At 26.9% G+C, this 17,299-nt stretch carries 17 protein-coding genes and 1 pseudogene; 3 read left to right on the top strand and 15 right to left on the bottom strand.

From position 1 onward, the window contains the following. Positions 1 to 34: 34 nt before the first annotated feature. The 10 genes from L8W64_RS08100 to L8W64_RS08055 are packed head-to-tail and all read right to left on the bottom strand — an operon-like array spanning position 35 to position 10,203. Positions 35 to 1,966, bottom strand: coding sequence for a motility associated factor glycosyltransferase family protein (locus L8W64_RS08100; RefSeq protein WP_263673421.1), 1,932 nt, complete (start codon positions 1,964 to 1,966; stop codon positions 35 to 37). After that, on the bottom strand, positions 1,966 to 2,730 hold the full coding sequence (locus L8W64_RS08095) for an oxidoreductase (protein ID WP_263673420.1): 765 nt from the start codon (positions 2,728 to 2,730) through the stop codon (positions 1,966 to 1,968). Before L8W64_RS08095 ends, L8W64_RS08100 begins: the two co-directional genes overlap by 1 nt. Further along, positions 2,730 to 3,437, bottom strand: a complete 708-nt coding sequence (locus L8W64_RS08090) for an acylneuraminate cytidylyltransferase family protein (protein ID WP_263673418.1) — start codon at positions 3,435 to 3,437, stop codon at positions 2,730 to 2,732. Before L8W64_RS08090 ends, L8W64_RS08095 begins: the two co-directional genes overlap by 1 nt. Further along, positions 3,430 to 4,332, bottom strand: coding sequence for a Gfo/Idh/MocA family protein (locus L8W64_RS08085; RefSeq protein ID WP_263673417.1), 903 nt, complete (start codon positions 4,330 to 4,332; stop codon positions 3,430 to 3,432). The genes L8W64_RS08090 and L8W64_RS08085 overlap by 8 nt, the downstream gene beginning before the upstream one ends. Beyond that, complete coding sequence (locus tag L8W64_RS08080) at positions 4,329 to 5,357, bottom strand: nucleotidyltransferase family protein (protein ID WP_263659302.1); 1,029 nt, start codon at positions 5,355 to 5,357, stop codon at positions 4,329 to 4,331. The genes L8W64_RS08085 and L8W64_RS08080 overlap by 4 nt, the downstream gene beginning before the upstream one ends. After that, positions 5,354 to 6,514 carry a UDP-N-acetylglucosamine 2-epimerase gene (gene neuC, locus L8W64_RS08075; protein WP_263659301.1) on the bottom strand — a complete coding sequence of 387 codons (1,161 nt, stop codon included), beginning with the start codon at positions 6,512 to 6,514 and terminating at the stop codon, positions 5,354 to 5,356. The genes L8W64_RS08080 and neuC (L8W64_RS08075) overlap by 4 nt, the downstream gene beginning before the upstream one ends. Continuing rightward, entirely contained in the window at positions 6,504 to 7,514 is a 1,011-nt protein-coding gene (gene neuB / locus L8W64_RS08070; protein ID WP_263673416.1) for an N-acetylneuraminate synthase, read from the bottom strand. Before neuB ends, neuC (L8W64_RS08075) begins: the two co-directional genes overlap by 11 nt. Then, positions 7,501 to 8,622, bottom strand: a complete 1,122-nt coding sequence (locus L8W64_RS08065) for an N-acetyl sugar amidotransferase (RefSeq protein WP_263673423.1) — start codon at positions 8,620 to 8,622, stop codon at positions 7,501 to 7,503. Before L8W64_RS08065 ends, neuB begins: the two co-directional genes overlap by 14 nt. A 2-nt stretch (positions 8,623 to 8,624) precedes the next feature. Further along, the gene (locus tag L8W64_RS08060; protein ID WP_263661232.1) at positions 8,625 to 9,188 is read right to left on the bottom strand and encodes a NeuD/PglB/VioB family sugar acetyltransferase; all 564 of its coding nucleotides are present in this window, start codon (positions 9,186 to 9,188) and stop codon (positions 8,625 to 8,627) included. Between the two features lie 7 nt (positions 9,189 to 9,195). After that, positions 9,196 to 10,203: an NAD-dependent 4,6-dehydratase LegB gene (locus tag L8W64_RS08055; RefSeq protein ID WP_263673415.1), complete on the bottom strand. Its 1,008-nt coding sequence runs from the start codon at positions 10,201 to 10,203 to the stop codon at positions 9,196 to 9,198. Positions 10,204 to 10,399: 196 nt separating this feature from the next. Here L8W64_RS08055 and L8W64_RS08050 point away from each other — a divergent pair. Together L8W64_RS08050 and L8W64_RS08045 are read left to right on the top strand one after the other, a co-directional pair. Continuing rightward, a pseudogene (locus L8W64_RS08050) lies at positions 10,400 to 10,921 on the top strand (glycosyltransferase family 25 protein); the annotation flags it as partial. Positions 10,922 to 10,926: 5 nt separating this feature from the next. Further along, a complete protein-coding gene (locus L8W64_RS08045) occupies positions 10,927 to 11,769 on the top strand; it encodes a glycosyltransferase (protein WP_263673413.1) in 843 nt (280 codons plus the stop codon). On the opposite strand, the gene L8W64_RS08040 is transcribed toward L8W64_RS08045, so the two are convergent. From L8W64_RS08040 to L8W64_RS08020, 5 genes are read right to left on the bottom strand one after another with little or no spacing between them, the layout of a single operon-like run. Beyond that, positions 11,764 to 12,426: a cytidylyltransferase domain-containing protein gene (locus L8W64_RS08040; protein ID WP_263673412.1), complete on the bottom strand. Its 663-nt coding sequence runs from the start codon at positions 12,424 to 12,426 to the stop codon at positions 11,764 to 11,766. The two genes, L8W64_RS08045 and L8W64_RS08040, sit on opposite strands and share 6 nt — an antisense overlap. Next, complete coding sequence (locus L8W64_RS08035; protein WP_263673411.1) at positions 12,423 to 13,376, bottom strand: beta-1,4-N-acetylgalactosaminyltransferase; 954 nt, start codon at positions 13,374 to 13,376, stop codon at positions 12,423 to 12,425. Before L8W64_RS08035 ends, L8W64_RS08040 begins: the two co-directional genes overlap by 4 nt. Continuing rightward, a complete protein-coding gene (neuC, locus tag L8W64_RS08030; protein ID WP_263673409.1) occupies positions 13,360 to 14,487 on the bottom strand; it encodes a UDP-N-acetylglucosamine 2-epimerase in 1,128 nt (375 codons plus the stop codon). Before neuC (L8W64_RS08030) ends, L8W64_RS08035 begins: the two co-directional genes overlap by 17 nt. Further along, on the bottom strand, positions 14,484 to 15,515 hold the full coding sequence (gene neuB1 / locus L8W64_RS08025) for a sialic acid synthase (protein ID WP_263673407.1): 1,032 nt from the start codon (positions 15,513 to 15,515) through the stop codon (positions 14,484 to 14,486). The genes neuC (L8W64_RS08030) and neuB1 overlap by 4 nt, the downstream gene beginning before the upstream one ends. Then, positions 15,496 to 16,380: an alpha-2,3-sialyltransferase gene (locus tag L8W64_RS08020; RefSeq protein WP_263673405.1), complete on the bottom strand. Its 885-nt coding sequence runs from the start codon at positions 16,378 to 16,380 to the stop codon at positions 15,496 to 15,498. The genes neuB1 and L8W64_RS08020 overlap by 20 nt, the downstream gene beginning before the upstream one ends. Positions 16,381 to 16,431: 51 nt before the next feature. On the opposite strand from L8W64_RS08020, the gene wlaN reads away from it, so the two are divergent. After that, on the top strand, positions 16,432 to 17,299 hold an 868-nt coding region (wlaN, locus tag L8W64_RS08015), incomplete at its 3' end, for a beta-1,3 galactosyltransferase (protein WP_263673403.1).

Genomic DNA, 17,299 nt, shown 5'->3' with positions numbered 1-17,299 from the left:
GATTTAATAAATTTAAAAAATAGATTATAAAATATCAAAAATTAACATTTTTTAAAGCTCTTTGCTCGATTTTTTCTACTAAATTTAGAAAACCTTTTTCTATAAGCTCATCTTTAGTTGTAACTATACTTCTTTGTAAAACTTCCTTTTGAGAATCTATATGAGCTATGATTAATTTTATCCAATCTAGGTGTTCTTTTATCCAAAGCATTGATTTATTGTAGCTATCTTCTTGTGTTTTTGGATTTAACACATAAATTCTTGCTAAATTTAATTCAAATTGCCTGATTAAAGGATTAAGTACTTCACATAAACTATGCATTAATAAACTTTCTACTTTTGTTTTAATCGTGTTGATTTGATACATAATGTTTTCTAATAGCTCCTTATTATTTTGATAACCTATTAAATCAACATCGTTTGATACTAGTTCCAACTCATCATTAAAATTTTTACTTAATTTTTCACAAATTTGTATATCTTTATTTATTCTATAATATGCTTTTAATAATAATTCATTTTGTTTATTTAAATTTAAATTTTCAAGTTTTGTAAAAGGTTTGTTCAAATCTTTTTTTAATAATTTTTCACATACTTGCTTAAAAGGCTCTTCAATGGTTCCATTTATTCTTGCTCCACCCTCAGTACAATTATAAGTTATCGAAAATTTATCTGCAGCTATAAGATTTTCCAATGTGCTTTTAAACCAAAGCCATATATAATGCGTTTTAATCATACCTTTTGCACCATATGCTATAGTATCTATATGCTCATAGGTATCAGTTTCAAAAGTAGATGAATTTTGATAATCTTTTGGATGAGATTCTCCTATATCATTATAGGCTAAATCTTGTCCTATTAAAATAATATTTTTATGATTTAAATAGCTTGCTAAAGTATATGCCATATGAGCTACACTATGACCCATCCCAAAATATCCAAAATGATCAAGTTTAACATTAACTATAAAATTTGAAGGATCAGAAATTACTGTGTAATTTCCTCCATAGGATTTCTTTTTTTCTAAATATTTAATAGTATTTGGATGGACTACAGATTTTACAATAAATAAAATATCTTTATCAAATTCACCAAAATCATGATTAAAAAATTCACTAGTAAAATCAGTTCTTTCAAGTGAGAAAACATAATCAGGTTTAACATTTGCTTTTGCAAGGATAGGATAAGCACTATCAGCACAAAATATACTAGCTTTGTTTTGGTATTGTTTTAAAAGTGGAAGTTGTTTAGTTAAGCTAGGTCCTGTTGAGACTATGATAGCTGTATCACTTAAATTTTTTCTTTTATTTAATAATTCTTTATAACTTGGATGAGCTATCATTTTAGGAATATTTTGTATAAAATGTTTTATACCCTGTAAATAATCAACTGGAGAATTTCCATAAAAAATAATACTTTCTCGTATAGCATCTTGTATTAAAGAATTTAATTTTAAAATTTCTTCTTGGTACTTGTCATCATAATAATCACAATGTATCTCTAAAAAATAAGTCCTTAAAAAATTAAATATATTATTGTTTGAACATATGGCTTTTAAATCATGTTTGTTTAAATATTTTGGATTTATTAATAATAATCTATTTTCTTTTAATTCTTGAGAAAAATCTATCACTTTAAACATAGTATAGATTATATTTACATCAGGTTCAAATACTAAAATAATCTTATGATTTGGATTTTGCAAAAGAGCTTTGTATAAAATTCCATTTCCAAAACCATAAAAGAACAATACAGGATATAAAAGATATTTATCATTGTATAAATTTAATGTTTTATTTAATTCTTCTAGCGGCTTATCATAAAGCCTATACCCCCCCCCGTCTATAATATTTATATCTAAATTATCATCACCTTGCACTATTTGATAAGTTTGATTTACTTTTTTTAATTGCTCTTTTAAATTATGATCAAACACTGCATTAATATTATTTTCTAAAATACTCATCAAAGTCCCCATCCATCATCTACTATTATAGTTTGTCCTGTTATAAATTTAGAATAATCTGACATTAAAAATATCAAAGTCCCGCACACATCATTAGCATCTAACATACCTTTAGAAGCACAACACTTTCTATAAGCATCTAAAAACACTTGGGGTTGATTGTCTTTTATACCACCAAAGGCTACACTATTTACTCTTATATTTGTATTAAAAAGCTCCTTAGCAAGCCAAACGCCAAGATGATTAATACCAGCTTTAATCACACTATATTCTAAAGAACTTTGCATAGAAGTTCCTTTATAATTTTCAAATTTAGGTGCATACACACCCATAATCGAACTTAAATTAATAATATTTCCAAAGCCTTGCTTTTTAAAAAATTTTACCATTATATTAGCTATAAAAATAAAACTAGCTAGATGCAAATTCAAACTTTCACAAATTTGTTCATAACTTGATTCATAATAAGCAATTTTCCCCCAATCTTTACTCACAGGATAAGCACAATTAACAAAAGCATCAATTTTTCCAAATTTTAAAACAGCTTCTTTTAAACAATCTTCAATTGCTTTATAATCGTTTATATCAATTTTTTTGCTTAAAATGCGTTCTTTATTATTTAATTTTAATACTAAGTGAAATAATCCTTCCTCATTAATATCTGCGATGATAATTTTTCCATTATGCTCTAAACATGCCTTACTCAAAGCACTCCCTATACGGCCACATGCTCCTATTATAAATACTACTTTATCTTTAATCATTAAAAATCTTCCTGTTTTAAATTAGCCTTTTTGATTAAAAATTCAACTATTTCAAAATCAAACTCACTATCTATATCAAAAGCTGTCTTTTCATCCATTATATACAAACTCGTATCTTTTCCAAATAAAATATTATTTTTCAACAATTTTTCCCTAGTAAAAATATAAATACTAGCATTCATATCATAACATTTTGGAGCACTTTGACGCGTAGTGAAATTTCCTTCTTTAGACTTTTTTACCTCATCGTTATCTACTTCTATTAGATTAAAATACGGGTTGCGTCTTGCTGGAGTAGCTGTAATTAAATTTGACTTTTTTTCTTGTTTAAAAAGCTCATATGCTTTGCAAATATCTTTACTATTTCGCAAAGGTGCAGAAGCATCAAGATCTATTATGGTGTTAAATTTGGTATTAAAATATTCTTCGCTTTTTAACAAAGCATCTTTTATCACAGGTAATTTAGCGGCCTCATCACTAGCTAAATTTGCACTTCTTTTAAAAAAAACTTCCCCGCCGTATTTTAAAGCAACTTGTGCTATTTCATCACTATCTGTACTAATTACAATATGTTTAAAAAGTTGAGAATTTTTTGCTTGGATTATGCTATAAGCAATTAATTCCAAATCATTAATTTTTCTAATGTTTTTATTTTTAACCCCTTTACTACCACCTCTTGCACATATTGTGCATAAAATATTATTCACTAGATCTCCTTTTGACTTCATCACATAATTTTAAAACATCAAAAGCTTCATAAAGATTGCATACACTACAATCCTTTTCTATAATTTTTTCATGAAGACTTATTAAATTTTTTATCGTATCACTTTGGCATTCTTCCACCTGCAACAAGGTAGTTGTTCCAAAAATGTATAATTTATTATTGACTAAATCTGCCTTATAAGTTTTATCACGAGAATGCAAAACAATCTCTCTTTTTGTAAATTTAGAAAAATAATCAAGTTTGATATGAATTAATTCTTTTTTAGATTTTAAAGATAAAAATGCAAAATCATCACTATTAATTTCAAGTTCAGAAATTTTTAAATTTTGAGCATATAATAATTCTAATTTTTCAAAAAAATAATACGCTAAATCAAGCTCATGGGATAAATCCAATAAAACTCCTCCGCCTAATTCTTTTTTTGCACTATAATTTTGAGTATAATCACAAATTCTCCAGTTTGGTAAATATGATGAGCAATTAAATTCAACAAAATAAATATATTGATCTTTTTGTATAATAGTTTTTATTTTTTCCACTAAAGGATGAAAGCGTAGCAAATAAGCTACATAAATATAATTACCATTGATAGAGTTAAACTCTCTATATTTTTCAAATAAAGGCTTTTCAACTAAAATAGTTTTGCCTTTTACTTTTTTATCGATTGATTCTAAAGTTTCATAGTGATTTATCGTTATAGTTGCTATAACAAATAAATCAATTTCTTCTAACTTTACTTCTTGCAAGCTCTTAAAACATTGCAAATCATTCTTTTTATAACTTCTTGAAACTACGCTAACTTCATAACCTAAGTGCTTTAAAGCTAAGTAGTGTTTTTTTCCTATACTACCAAATCCTATAATTAAAGCTTTCATTGAAAATCCACAATCGCCTTTTCATATTCTTCAAGTCTTCCTATATCAATCCAATAATCTTGTAATATATAAGAATTTATTTTTAATTTTTTATCTAACAATCGCTTAATCAAATTAGGCATATCCAAATACACATCTTTTTTGATATACTTTAAAACTTCTGGTTCTAATACATAAATTCCAGCACTAACTAAAAATTTCTGCATAGGTTTTTCTTCTATATCTTTTATATCATTGTTAGAAATTTTCACAACACCATAAGGAATTTGTTGCTCAAATTCTCTAAGTACCACACTCATCACTGCTTTACTTTTTTTATGCTCTTGAATAAGTTGATCAAAATCAAGTTTAGTTAAAATATCTCCATTCATAACAATAAATGATTTTTTCATATCTTTCACCAAAGACAAAGCCCCAGCAGTGCCGAGTTTTTGTTTTTCTTTAATATAAGAAATTTCAACACCCCAACTTTTGCCTTCTTGAAAATAATCACAAATAACTTCTTTTTTATAATTTACACAAAATATAAACTTTTTAAAACCTTGTTCTTTGAAATTTAAAACAATATTTTCGAGTATTGGTTTTTTACCTATTTTTAACATAGGTTTTGGAGTATTTTTGGTAAGTTCACCCAATCTACTTCCAAGACCTCCAACCATTAGAACTACTTCATTTTCAAAACTTTTTTCTTTAAGAATTGAAGCAATAGATTTTATAGCTATGACTTCATTTTCACTATTTAAGACAGGAAAATCATAAATATCAGTTTGACTAGCTAATTTTAAAAGCTCTTCTTTACTTGTATTTTCTTTAATAGTTAGCGAATTCTTAGTATAAATTGTTTCTATACTATCTTCAAGCTTTTTGCCATTTAATAAAGCTCTTCTAATGTTAGAATCACTAATTACACCTAAAAATTTATCATTTTCTACCACCAAAGCTATTCTAACACGCTCACTACCTATAATTTTTAAAGCTTCTTGTATGCTTGCATTTTTAGCAAGTTTTAATTTTTCAATACTCATTGCATATCCACAAATTTTTTATATAAAATTTTTTCCAAAGAAATATTTTTTAAAATATCCTTTATCATTAGACTTGTATTTTTACCTTCACACTCAAAAGGATTAATGAAATTTTTTAGCTTATCTTGATATTCTTTGGTATTAACATACAAAAATGCTTGTTTTAAATGATAAATATCACAATTTATAATATTATCAGCAAAAATTCTTCCTTCTTGCCTGTTACCTATATTGATACAAGGAATTCTTAAAAAAGGACTTTCGCAAATTCCACTTGAGCTATTTCCTATAAGCATATTTGCTATTTTCATTAAACTTAAGTATCTTTTAGAGCCCAAATTATCAAATAACTTTGCTTTATGAGATTGTTTTATACAATACTCATTTAAAAGCTCATTAATATATAAACCATTCTCATCAGCATTTGCTTTCGTAAAAATTAAAGTAGAATTTTCCAAATTATCTAAAAATTCAAGCAATAATTTTATTTCTTTTTTAACGCTTGATTTTTGTATCGTTTGAGGATGATAAGTTATTAAATATATATTTTCATCAAATATCAAATTCAATTCTTTTTGCAAATCTTCCTTGTTTAAAAAATTCATATTATTGATATTTTCTCCCCCTAGAGAACCTACATTAAAAACTCTATCTTTACTTTCTCCAAGTTGCAAAATTCTATTTGCATAAGTTTGAGTACTAGCAAAATGCAAATGCGCCATTTTACTAATAGCATGCCTAATGCTATCATCAATAGCTCCCAAAGTAAGCTCACCTCCACAAAGATGCGCTAAGGGAATTTGCATTACCAAACAAGCGCTAGCACAAGAGAGCATTTCATATCTATCGCCTAATATCACCACAATATCAGGTTTTAATTCTTCAAAAGCTTCACAAAGTGAAATTTGTAAAAGCCCCATACTTTTACAAATACCTACACCATCATTGTTATTAAGCAAAATGGGAATTTTTTTATTTACTTTAAATTCTTTTTCAATCTCTTGATAAGTAAAACCAAAATCTTGACTTAAATGAGCTGCTGTAACAATAAGCTGCAAAGTTAATTCATTATCTTGTTCAATGTATTTACATAAATTTCTTAACAAATACCATTCAGCCCTAGTGCCACTAATAACACAAATTTTTCTATTCATCAATTAACTCATCTTCAGCATAATCTCTACTAGCAATTTTACCTAAATATTTATCATATTTCATACCACAAATTCCATCCCCCGGTCGCTTTGTGGTAAGATTTTCTTCACTAAAACATTCGCCCTTTTTTATAACTTTTTTAGCTACAAGAGATTTTCTAGCAATGGCTTTGTTTTTAATTTCGCTTTTGCTTGGAATTTTAACACCATTTCCAAAAGCTTGTTCTAGCTCTCTTATGGATTTAATCATAGCTTTTAATTCTTCAGGTTCTAAGGAAGCTTGATGATCAGGCCCTTGCATACTTTTATCTAAAGTAAAATGTTTTTCTATCACACAAGCTCCCATAGCTACAGCTGCTATAGGTATAGTTATACCCAAAGTGTGATCAGAATATCCTACGGGCAAACAAAAGGCTTTTTTTAAAGTTTGCATAGCCCTTAAATTTACATCTTCAAAAGGTGTAGGGTATTCTGTATTACAATGTAAAATAATGATTTTATCTCTTTGAGTACCATTTTGCACCAAAATATCTAAAGCTTTTTCAATCTCACCTAAAGTAGCCATTCCTGTTGATAAGATGATATTTTTATTAAAACTAGCAATTTTTTTCAAGTAAGGAAGATTAGTTAATTCTCCGCTTGGAATTTTAAAAATTTCTATATCAAATTTTACAAGCAAATCAATACTTTCTAAATCAAAAGCAGTGGAAAGAAATTTAATATTAAATTTTTTACAATGTTCTATTAAAATTTCATGATCTTGTTTAGAAAGTTCTAATTTTTTAACCATATCAAGCTGGCTTTGATTTTCATCAGTAGCTTGGAGTTGATACTCTGCTTTTTTGGCATTTTTACTTATACAATTTTCAGCTACAAAAGTTTGAAATTTTACAAAATCAGCCCCAGCTTCACTAGCTACTTCTATAAGCTTTTTAGCTAAATTTATATCACCATTATGATTAACTCCAGCTTCTGCTATAACAAGGGTTTTATTGTATTTCATTTTTTAATTTATATTCTCCAAATTCATTCTTATAAAATAACTCTTTATTATAATGCTTTTCTACTATACTCCAAAATTTAGATTTTGAAATACCTAAAAAACTACAAAAATCTTCTATGCATTTATTATCCAAATTATGATCTTTTTGTTTTACTATTTTTACAGCTTCATCTCTGCTTAAAAGTCCATATCTTACAAATCTAGCAGCATAATCACTAGCCATAGCATGACCAAATTTTGGATATTTCATCCAAGCATGTAAAATATAAGCAATACTATCAACTTGATCAAAATTTTCAGCACAATGCTTCCTGTCCCATTCTCCATTTAAATCACCAAAGCCTCTATTTTTAGCAAAAACATAATTAGAATAAGAATTCCACTTAACAAAATAACTTAAATATATAGGGTCTAACTTGCCAATATCGTCTTTGCTAGGATCAAAAAACAATTGCAAATTCTCTTCCTTTATTTCATCATCTATAAATTCATTAATATCCAAATCACTTGCTACCCCATTTAAAAAAATACCACTTGCATCAGAAGTTTCAATGTTGTCATTCCCGCCATATTCATATGAAATATTTTCCCCATAGACAAGCAAAGGTGTATTAAATTTCAAAGCCATAGCAAAAGGGTAAGAATAGATTAATCTATCTATAAACCAGGTAGGTTTTCCATACTTTTCAAAGGTTTTCAACATAACTTTTTTTTGAGTTTTTATATCAGGTTTTAAGCTTATAAGATGACAGCCAAATTCTTCAGAAATATTTTTTAAATTTTTCTTCCCAGCTTCAGTCATAGTAAAATTATCTTCTACGCTAAATAAAATAGGATTCATTCTTAATTTTTCTTTCATAATATGTACTTGAAAATGAGAATCTTTGCCCCCACTTACCGCAATAGCACAATCATACTCATACTTACCATTCATTCTTCTATATTTATCACAAAGTTTTTCTAATTCTTTAAATCTAGCTTCATAATCAATATTTTCTTTATTTTTATGATTTACACAAGCTGAACAAATATTTTTGCCACTTTTATCTTTACTAAATTTTATCCCTGGTCTCGTATCTGGCATTACGCAATAATCACAATATTTCATCATTATACTCCTTTCATATATACTATACTATCTTCGCCTAAAATACTACCATGTTTTAAATGAGTATTTGACCCCAAAAAACTATGCTGCTTTATCAAACAACCCCCATTAACAACACTAGCTGTACTAATATGACAAAAATTTTCAATTATAGCATCATGTTCAACTAATGCTTTTGAATTTATTATACAACCTTTACCTATCTTGACATTTGTATTTACCAAGGCATGATGCATTATTATACTTGCCTCATCAATAAAAGATCTTTTTGACACATGAGCAAGCGGCGAAATAATAGTTGGCAATCTAAAACCTATAGTTTTCAACTTATCATAAATTTGCACTCTCGGCAATGAAGTTTTAATTTGTCCAATACCAATTAAGGCATATTTATATTCTTTAAATAATTTTTTTAAATCATCATCATTCCCAAGCAATGGATAATACGCACTTTCTATATCATTATCCACAAAACCAGCAATTTCAAATTTACCTTCAAGCTCTATAACATCCATACATGCTCTTGCATGTCCTCCAGCTCCAATAATGATTATTTTTTCTTTCACAAAAATCCTAAATATTATAAATATCACTTTTATATTTTTTTAAATTTAAAGAACTACTAAACCACTCTATAGTTTGAGCTAAACCTTTTTCTATATCATATTGTGGTGAAAAGTTAGTAAGGCTTTTGATCTTGCTATTGTCACACCATAGCCTAAATACTTCACTATTTTCGGGTCTAACGCGTTCATTTTCTGTGATAAATTCTACATTTGATTTCATAAGTTTTTTAATGAGTTCTAAAGTATCTTTTATGCTTATTTCATAATTTGATCCTATATTTACCACTTCACCTATAGCCTTTTGGCATTTAGCTAACTCTAAAAACCCTAAACAAGTATCTTTCACATAATTAAAATCTCTAGTAGGACTTACATCTCCAAGCTTTATTTGTTTAGCTCCATTTGCAATTTGAGTGATGATAGTTGGGATCACCGCCCTTGCGCTTTGCCTTGGGCCATAGGTATTAAAAGGTCTTGCTATGGTCAGTGGGAGATTGAAAGCATTATAAAAACTCATTGCCATAGCATCAGCACCTATTTTGCTTGCTGAATATGGACTTTGTGCTTGCAAAGGATGTTTTTCATCAATAGGCACATACAAAGCCGTACCATAAACCTCGCTTGTACTTGTGTGAATAATACGCTTTACATTATTTTCTAATGCACTTTGGCAGATATTTAAAGTACCCTTTATATTAACATCTACATAACTATCTGGAGCAACATAAGAAAAAGGTATGGCTATTAAAGCCGCTAAATGAAAGATGATTTCTACATCTTGAGTGATATTTTTACAAAAATGTGGGTCTCTAATATCTCCACAAACTACTTCAATATCTTTTAAACACTCTATATCTTCAAGCCAACCCCAATAATTAAAAGAATTATACTGACTTAAAGCTTTAATTTTATAACCATAAAACAAAGAATTCTTGTCTTTGCTTTGTGTATAAAGCATTTCAACTAAATGCGAACCTATAAAACCATCTGCACCTGTGACTAATATATTCTTCATTATAACTTCTCATATATTTTTTGTGCAATAATAACATTTATATAAAAAATAAAGCAATTTTATGGCAAAATTATCAACATAAAAAGCAAAGTTTAAAATACATTAAAAAATTAACTAATATTTTTCAATATAAGCATTTTAATGAAAAAATATTAGAAATCTTAGAGAAAGAAATTTTAGGGTTAGAGGGTAGAGTTTGAAAAAAGTAAAAGTTTTTATCATCAATCTAGAACGCTCAGAAGATAGAAAAAATTTTATGCAAGAACAAATTCAAAAACTCTTCACATACAATCCGGATTTAAAAAATCAACTAGAATTTGAATTTTTTAAAGCCATCGATGGTTCTAAAAATGAACATTTGCAGTTTAAAAACCACTTCCCATGGTGGTGTCAATTTGTACTTGGGCGTGAACTTAGCGATAGTGAAAAATCATGCTTTGCATCTCATTATAGTTTATGGGAAAAATGCCAAGAACTTAATAGTGCTATCATCATTTTAGAAGATGATATCATCTTTAGTGATGAGCTTTTAAACAACCCGAACATCATTGAAAAACTACTAAATAGTAACTATAAATACATAAGATTTTATTATCTTTTTGATAAAAAAATACACCATTTAAATAATAATTTTTACATAAGTTACGAGAATACTGGCGGCACACAAGGATATTTTATACACCCAAATGCTGCAAAAAAGTTTATTAAAAAGGCAAAATAATAGTGAAACAAGAAATTAGTAGTTTTTGGTACACACCTAAAGGATATAAAGGTATAGGCTTAATGGAGCTTTTATCTATAAAATCTTTTATAGATAATGGCTATAAATTTATTCTTTATACTTATAATTTAGACGATAAAATTTTTAGAAAATTAGATGAGTTATTTGATGATTTTGAATTAAAAGATGCAAATGAGATTGTTTCTTTTAGAAATTATTTTAAGGATGACAGAGGAGCTGGTGTAGCAGCTTTTAGTGATTATTTTAGATTTAACTTACTTTACCTTAAGGGTGGAGTATGGGTAGATCTTGATATGATTTGTTTAAATTATATTGATTTAAACGAAAAATACATTTTTACACAAGAAGTGGATGAGGATAATACAAAATCAAGGATTACAACATCTTTTTTAAAATTTCCTAAAAATTCTGATTTTGGAAAAAGTCTTATACAAGAAACAGAAAAAATTATCAACAAAAGAAAGCAAATCCCATGGGGCATTATAGGTCCTTGGTTTTTAGCAGATCATGTAAAAAAATGTGGTTTAGAAAATTTTGCTTGGGATTATAAAAGAACTTGTCAGATTTCATGGTGCAATGCGAAAAATTTTTTAGATAACAACACTTCAATAGACACCAATCAACCTTTCTTACATTTATTTTCAGAAATGTGGAGATTAAATAATATGGAGAAAAACACTTTTCATCAAATGGGAGTTTATGGACAACTTTTAAAAAAACATGAAATAGAAAAATTATATAACCAAATAAATACTAATTTAAAAACATCAATGCTAGATAATATACTATCCTTTTTAATCAAGCTTTTTATAAAAAAATTATAAAAAGCTTATATTATTGACTCTTTTTAAATCCTCTGTTGTGTCTATATCCAAACTAGCTTTTTCATCCATTATATAACAACTCGTTTTTTCTTGCAAAAAAGTTGGGTTATTTAAAAATAAATTTGACTTTACTATATAAATTGCACCATTACTCATATAAGTTTTTGGTAATTTTTGCCTAGGCATAAACGGATATTTGTTATTGCAAATTCCTTTTAAGTTGCCATTATCATCTATAAAAGCTTTTAAAATTTTATTATCGCATTCTACAACACTTATTAATGCATTTGAGTTTTCATTTTTAAATTTTAAAAAAGCTTCGTCTATATGTACATTTGTCCTTAAAGGGGAAGTGGGTTGTAATAAAACAATATTTTCATAATCTTTGTAAAAACTCAAGGTATGTAATACAACCTTATCACTAGTTGTATCATCCAACGCTAACTCTTTAGGTCTTTTTAACACATCTACACCTTGAGTTTTTCCATATTCTAATATATCATTACCATCGCTACTTAAAACAATTTTATCTACATACTTTGAATTTTTTGCCGCATTGATAGTATAATACAACAAAGGCCTATCATACAAAAGAGCTAAATTTTTATTTTTTATACCTTTTGAACCAGCTCGAGCAGGTATTATAGCTAAAGTCATTTTTTACCACTCAATTTAAATTTATCTAATATTTCACGAATTACTTTTTCATCAAGCATTGTATAATTTATTTTCTTTATTTTTCTATGTCTATAATGGATTTTTTTAAAATCTTCTAAAGTTAAAGCATCCAAATGTTTTTGATAATCATTTCTACGATATTTTAAGGCAGGAAAATGCCATTGAAGCAATTCTGCTTGTAATATTTTTATATGTTTAGGTATGATTTGCTGTTCAGAATATAATTCTTTCACAGTTTTTTCAGGATCAATCCATTGACTTTGTTTTGAAACCATTCTTTCTATAAACACACTATTGCACTTTTGAATCAACAATTGATCCCCTCCATTGATAAAACCACATTCACCTATATTTTGAATTAAAATTTTATTATTTAGTATTAAAAAGTTAATTCTTGGAAATCTAACAGCAGTATTTTTTGATGCCATATAAAAACTCTTGTATAATTTTTTTGCATCATAGTAATGATCCACATCTATTTTTATAAACCACTCATCTTGTGGTATAAAACTAGCCACATAGTTATAATAACCATGAAGTTTATTTTCTTCACTTTGTGGATTTTCAATTTGCACCTCATGGGGATATTTTACTGGTATAAACGAAGGATATTGTTTACAAAATTCTAAAATAATTTCTTCACTTCCATCAGTACAGTCGTTATACCCTATAATACCTCTTTGTATGGCAGGTAACATACTTTCAAGTGATACTCTTAAAGTAGTGGCTTCATTTTTCACTCTTATAAAAGCCCAAGGATTTAAAGGAGATTTTGGATTTTTTGAGTTTGGATCAAAATCAAAAAATCCTTTATGTTTTTCATTATAGATTTTTTTATTTAAGTTTAAAAAATATTCATTATCAAATTTTAATTTTTTATCAATTTTAAGCAATCTCAAAAAAGCTATAATTTTATAAAATAAAGTCATTTTTATCCATGAATATTTTTTGCTTGTTTATAGTAAATAAAATATTATTTTTCAATAACCTATAAAATTGCTCAGAACTATTTAAAATTTCTAATCTTTTGTTTGTAATATTAGTGCATTTACTAGTATTTAAAATCGCTTCCAATATATCCTTTTCCTCTGCATTTACTTTTATTGTTTTATTAATATCAGTTCTACCATCTTGTCTTGAACCAACTAAAATTCCATTTACATTAAGATATAAAGCTTCTTTTATTATACAACTTGAATTTCCTATGATAAAATTGGCATTTTTTAACAGACTTATAAAATACTCAAATCTTAAAGAAGGAAAAATTTTAAATCTTTCATTATTTTTTAGCCTTTCATAGTTTTGCAAAATCAACTCAAATCCTAAATCGTTATTTGGATAAATAACTATATAATTTTTCTCACTTTTTATAAGAGCATTTACAAATTCTTCACTTTGTTTATATAAAGAGTTTATTTCAGTTGTAACTGGATGAAATATAGCTATGGCATAATTTTTAAATTTTATATTATAATATTTTTTTGCTTCATCTAAAGATATAGTATTATTTAGCAATTCTAAATCAGGAGAACCTATAATGAAAATGGATTTCTCATCTTCACCCATTTGTATTAATCTTTTTTTTGCTATTTCATCATTTACTAAATGAATATGTGCTAATTTACTAATAGCGTGTCTTAAACTCTCATCTATAGTTCCTGAAAGCTCTCCGCCTTCTATATGCGCCACTAAGATATTATTTAAACTTCCTACTATAGCAGCAGCCAAAGGCTCTACTCTATCACCGTGCACTACTATCAAATCAGGCTCTATCTCATGTATAAATTTAGAAAAACCATCTATTGTTGATGATAAAGCTTTATCCATCTGATAATACTTATCATGATTTATATATTTATATATATTTTTAAAACCACATTTTTCTATTTCCATATAAGTAGAGCCAAATTTTTTACTCATATGCATACCGGTTACAAATATAAATAATTCAAATTCATTTGAATTTTCAACTTTCATCATTAGTGATTTTATTTTAGAAAAATCAGCTCTAGTTCCACTAACAAAAACTATTTTTTTCATTCAAAATCATCCCATGTTAGTTGTATATTATTTTTTATATCTTTTTTTGCTCTTTTTCCAAGTATGGCTTCAAAATCCTTTGCACTTATACCACCTTTTGAAGGTCTTTTTACCCAAATATTATCCATAGATAAAATTTCACCCTTTTTTATATCTTTAATACTTACTACACTAGCAAATGCAAAATCAATGGTCACTTGCTCTTCTTTTAAAGGATTTTTATTATTATCGCCTCTTAAAAGCACCATTTCTTGTGTTTGATTTATAAGATCTTTTAAAGCACTTTCATCCATAGAGCAAACTATATCAGGGCCTTTTCTATCCATAGTATCCGTAAAGTGTCTTTCTAGCACACTTGCTCCAAAAGCTATTGCGCCTATACATGCAAGATTGTTTGTGGTGTGATCACTGAGTCCATAAAGACAATTAAATTCTTTATATAGTTCTAACATAGCTTGTAATCTTACTAAGTGTGATGGGGTTGGATATAAATTTGTAGTATGAAGTAAAACAAAAGGTATTTCATAATCTCTAAGTATTTTAACTGTGGGTTTTATACTTTCTATGCTATTCATTCCGGTACTTATAATCATAGGTTTTTTAAATTGTGCTATATGTTTTATTAAAGGATAATTATTACATTCACCCGAGCCTATTTTATAAGCACTTACACCCATATCTTCTAAACGATTTGCAGCAGCTCTGCTAAATGGAGTGCTAAGATATACTAAACCTTGCTTTTCTACATACTCTTTTAAAGCTAGTTCATCTTTATAGCTTAATGCACATTGTTCCATGATCTCATAAATACTAATATTTGCATTACCTGGTATAACATTTTTAGCTTCTTGACTCATTTCATCTTCGACTATATGAGTTTGGTGTTTTATTATCTTAGCTCCTGCTCTTTTGGCTGCATCTACCATAAGCTTTGCTATCTCCAAACTACCATTATGGTTTATACCTATTTCAGGGATTACCAAAGGATTTTTCTGAGAAATAGTTAATTTATCTATTTTTATTTGCATGTTTTTCCTTTAAGTAGTGTTTTATGTCACTTGGAAGTCTAATTAGATCTTTTATTAACTTATAATGGAGATTTTCTTTTAACCTACTTTTTTTTCCATAATATCTTTCTTGCGCATACCTATCTGGTATCAATATATCATTTATATATTTTTTTGGTTTTTTACTCAATATAAAATCACTTCCAATATCTGGAGCTAATTTAAAATACTCATCTGAATTTAAACTATAAATATTCACATCATACCTTTTCATTAGATAATCTAAAGCTTGCAAATCACATGCCATTGAATGATTGATAAATTTGAATTTTTGATTTTTAAAACCAGTGCATTTATTTAATAAATTTTTTTTATTATTATCAAAGGCATATAAATTATTTGTATCTTGATAAAAATCAATACCACTTATATATATACTTTTATATCCCAGAGCCACAGCTGTAGCACACATATAAACTCCACTAGTAATTCTTTGCCTATTGTATATTTCATTATATTTAATATAGGCAAAAAAATCTTTAAGCTTTTTTATAATTTCATGACCTAAAAAAGCATCGCTAAAGTATAATTCAAAATTATCAACAAATTTAAATCCATCTATGTATTCTAAATTAAAAGTAGAACAAACTATATTTTCTATGTTATACTCTTCGTTTTGTATAAGTTTTTTACTAGTATAGTATTGTTCAAAAAACATAAAAGGATTAAAAAAAACATATTTTACATCTTTACCCACAAAATATCTATCTTCAAAATAAAACTGATTGCATCTAAATACATCAAATTGTTTTGGCAACCTTTTATAATCTATATTTTTTAAACTAGGTCCATTACCACATACCAAAGCATTAATATTCATACTCATTTTATTACCTTAAATTTATAGTATAATTATACCAAAAAATAAAGAGTTAAAATGAGTCAAATTTCTATCATACTACCAACTTATAATGTAGAAAAATATATAGCTAGAGCATTAGAAAGTTGTATTAACCAAAGCTTTAAAGATATAGAAATCATTATAGTAGATGATTGTGGTAATGATAAAAGTATAGATATAGCTAAAGAATATGCTAGCAAAGATGATAGGATAAAAATCATACATAATGAAGAGAATTTAAAGCTTTTAAGAGCAAGATATGAAGGTGTTAAAGTAGCAACTTCACCTTATATCATGTTTTTAGATCCTGATGATTATTTAGAACTTAATGCATGTGAAGAATGTATTAAAATTTTGGATATGGGGGGGGGTAAAATTGATTTGTTGTGTTTTGAAGCTTTTATTAGCAATGAAAAAAAATCAATAAAAAAATTAAATATAAAACAAGGAAAATACAACAACAAAGAATTTATAATGCAAATACTTAAAACTAAAAACCCATTTTGGACAATGTGGGCTAAAATAATCAAAAAAGATATTTATTTAAAAGCTTTCAACATGTTAAATCTCAAAAAAGAAATCAAAATAAATATGGCAGAAGATGCCTTATTATATTATCCTTTGACAATATTATCTAACGAAATATTTCACTTAACACAACCTTTGTATACCCAGCATGTAAATAGCAATTCTATAACAAATAATATTAATTCTTTAGAAGCTAATATTCAAGAACATAAAATTGTTTTAGATGTTTTAAAATCAATTAAAAATAAAAAAACACCTCTATATTTTCTAATTATATATTTATTAAAAATTCAATTATTGAAATATGAACAAAATTTTAATAAAAGAAATATAAATCTTATTTATTATAAAATAAATATTTTATATCAAAAATATC

The organism is Campylobacter sp. IFREMER_LSEM_CL1097 (genome assembly GCF_025772225.1).
Lineage (GTDB): Bacteria > Campylobacterota > Campylobacteria > Campylobacterales > Campylobacteraceae > Campylobacter_D > Campylobacter_D lari_D.
This window is presented reverse-complemented; position numbering and strand designations above follow the sequence as displayed.

Excerpts from the sequence above, each read along its gene's own strand:
- L8W64_RS08055 (WP_263673415.1), bottom strand. The coding sequence starts at position 10,203 with ATGAAGAATATATTAGTCACAGGTGCAGATGGTTTTATAGGTTCGCAT.
- L8W64_RS08065 (WP_263673423.1), bottom strand. The coding sequence starts at position 8,622 with ATGAAATATTGTGATTATTGCGTAATGCCAGATACGAGACCAGGGATA.
- L8W64_RS08085 (WP_263673417.1), bottom strand. The coding sequence starts at position 4,332 with ATGAAAGCTTTAATTATAGGATTTGGTAGTATAGGAAAAAAACACTAC.
- L8W64_RS08035 (WP_263673411.1), bottom strand. The coding sequence starts at position 13,376 with ATGACTTTATTTTATAAAATTATAGCTTTTTTGAGATTGCTTAAAATT.
- neuC (WP_263673409.1), bottom strand. The coding sequence starts at position 14,487 with ATGAAAAAAATAGTTTTTGTTAGTGGAACTAGAGCTGATTTTTCTAAA.
- neuB (WP_263673416.1), bottom strand. The coding sequence starts at position 7,514 with ATGAAATACAATAAAACCCTTGTTATAGCAGAAGCTGGAGTTAATCAT.
- L8W64_RS08020 (WP_263673405.1), bottom strand. The coding sequence starts at position 16,380 with ATGAGTATGAATATTAATGCTTTGGTATGTGGTAATGGACCTAGTTTA.
- L8W64_RS08100 (WP_263673421.1), bottom strand. The coding sequence starts at position 1,966 with ATGAGTATTTTAGAAAATAATATTAATGCAGTGTTTGATCATAATTTA.
- L8W64_RS08080 (WP_263659302.1), bottom strand. The coding sequence starts at position 5,357 with ATGAGTATTGAAAAATTAAAACTTGCTAAAAATGCAAGCATACAAGAA.
- L8W64_RS08040 (WP_263673412.1), bottom strand. The coding sequence starts at position 12,426 with ATGACTTTAGCTATAATACCTGCTCGAGCTGGTTCAAAAGGTATAAAA.
- neuB1 (WP_263673407.1), bottom strand. The coding sequence starts at position 15,515 with ATGCAAATAAAAATAGATAAATTAACTATTTCTCAGAAAAATCCTTTG.
- L8W64_RS08095 (WP_263673420.1), bottom strand. The coding sequence starts at position 2,730 with ATGATTAAAGATAAAGTAGTATTTATAATAGGAGCATGTGGCCGTATA.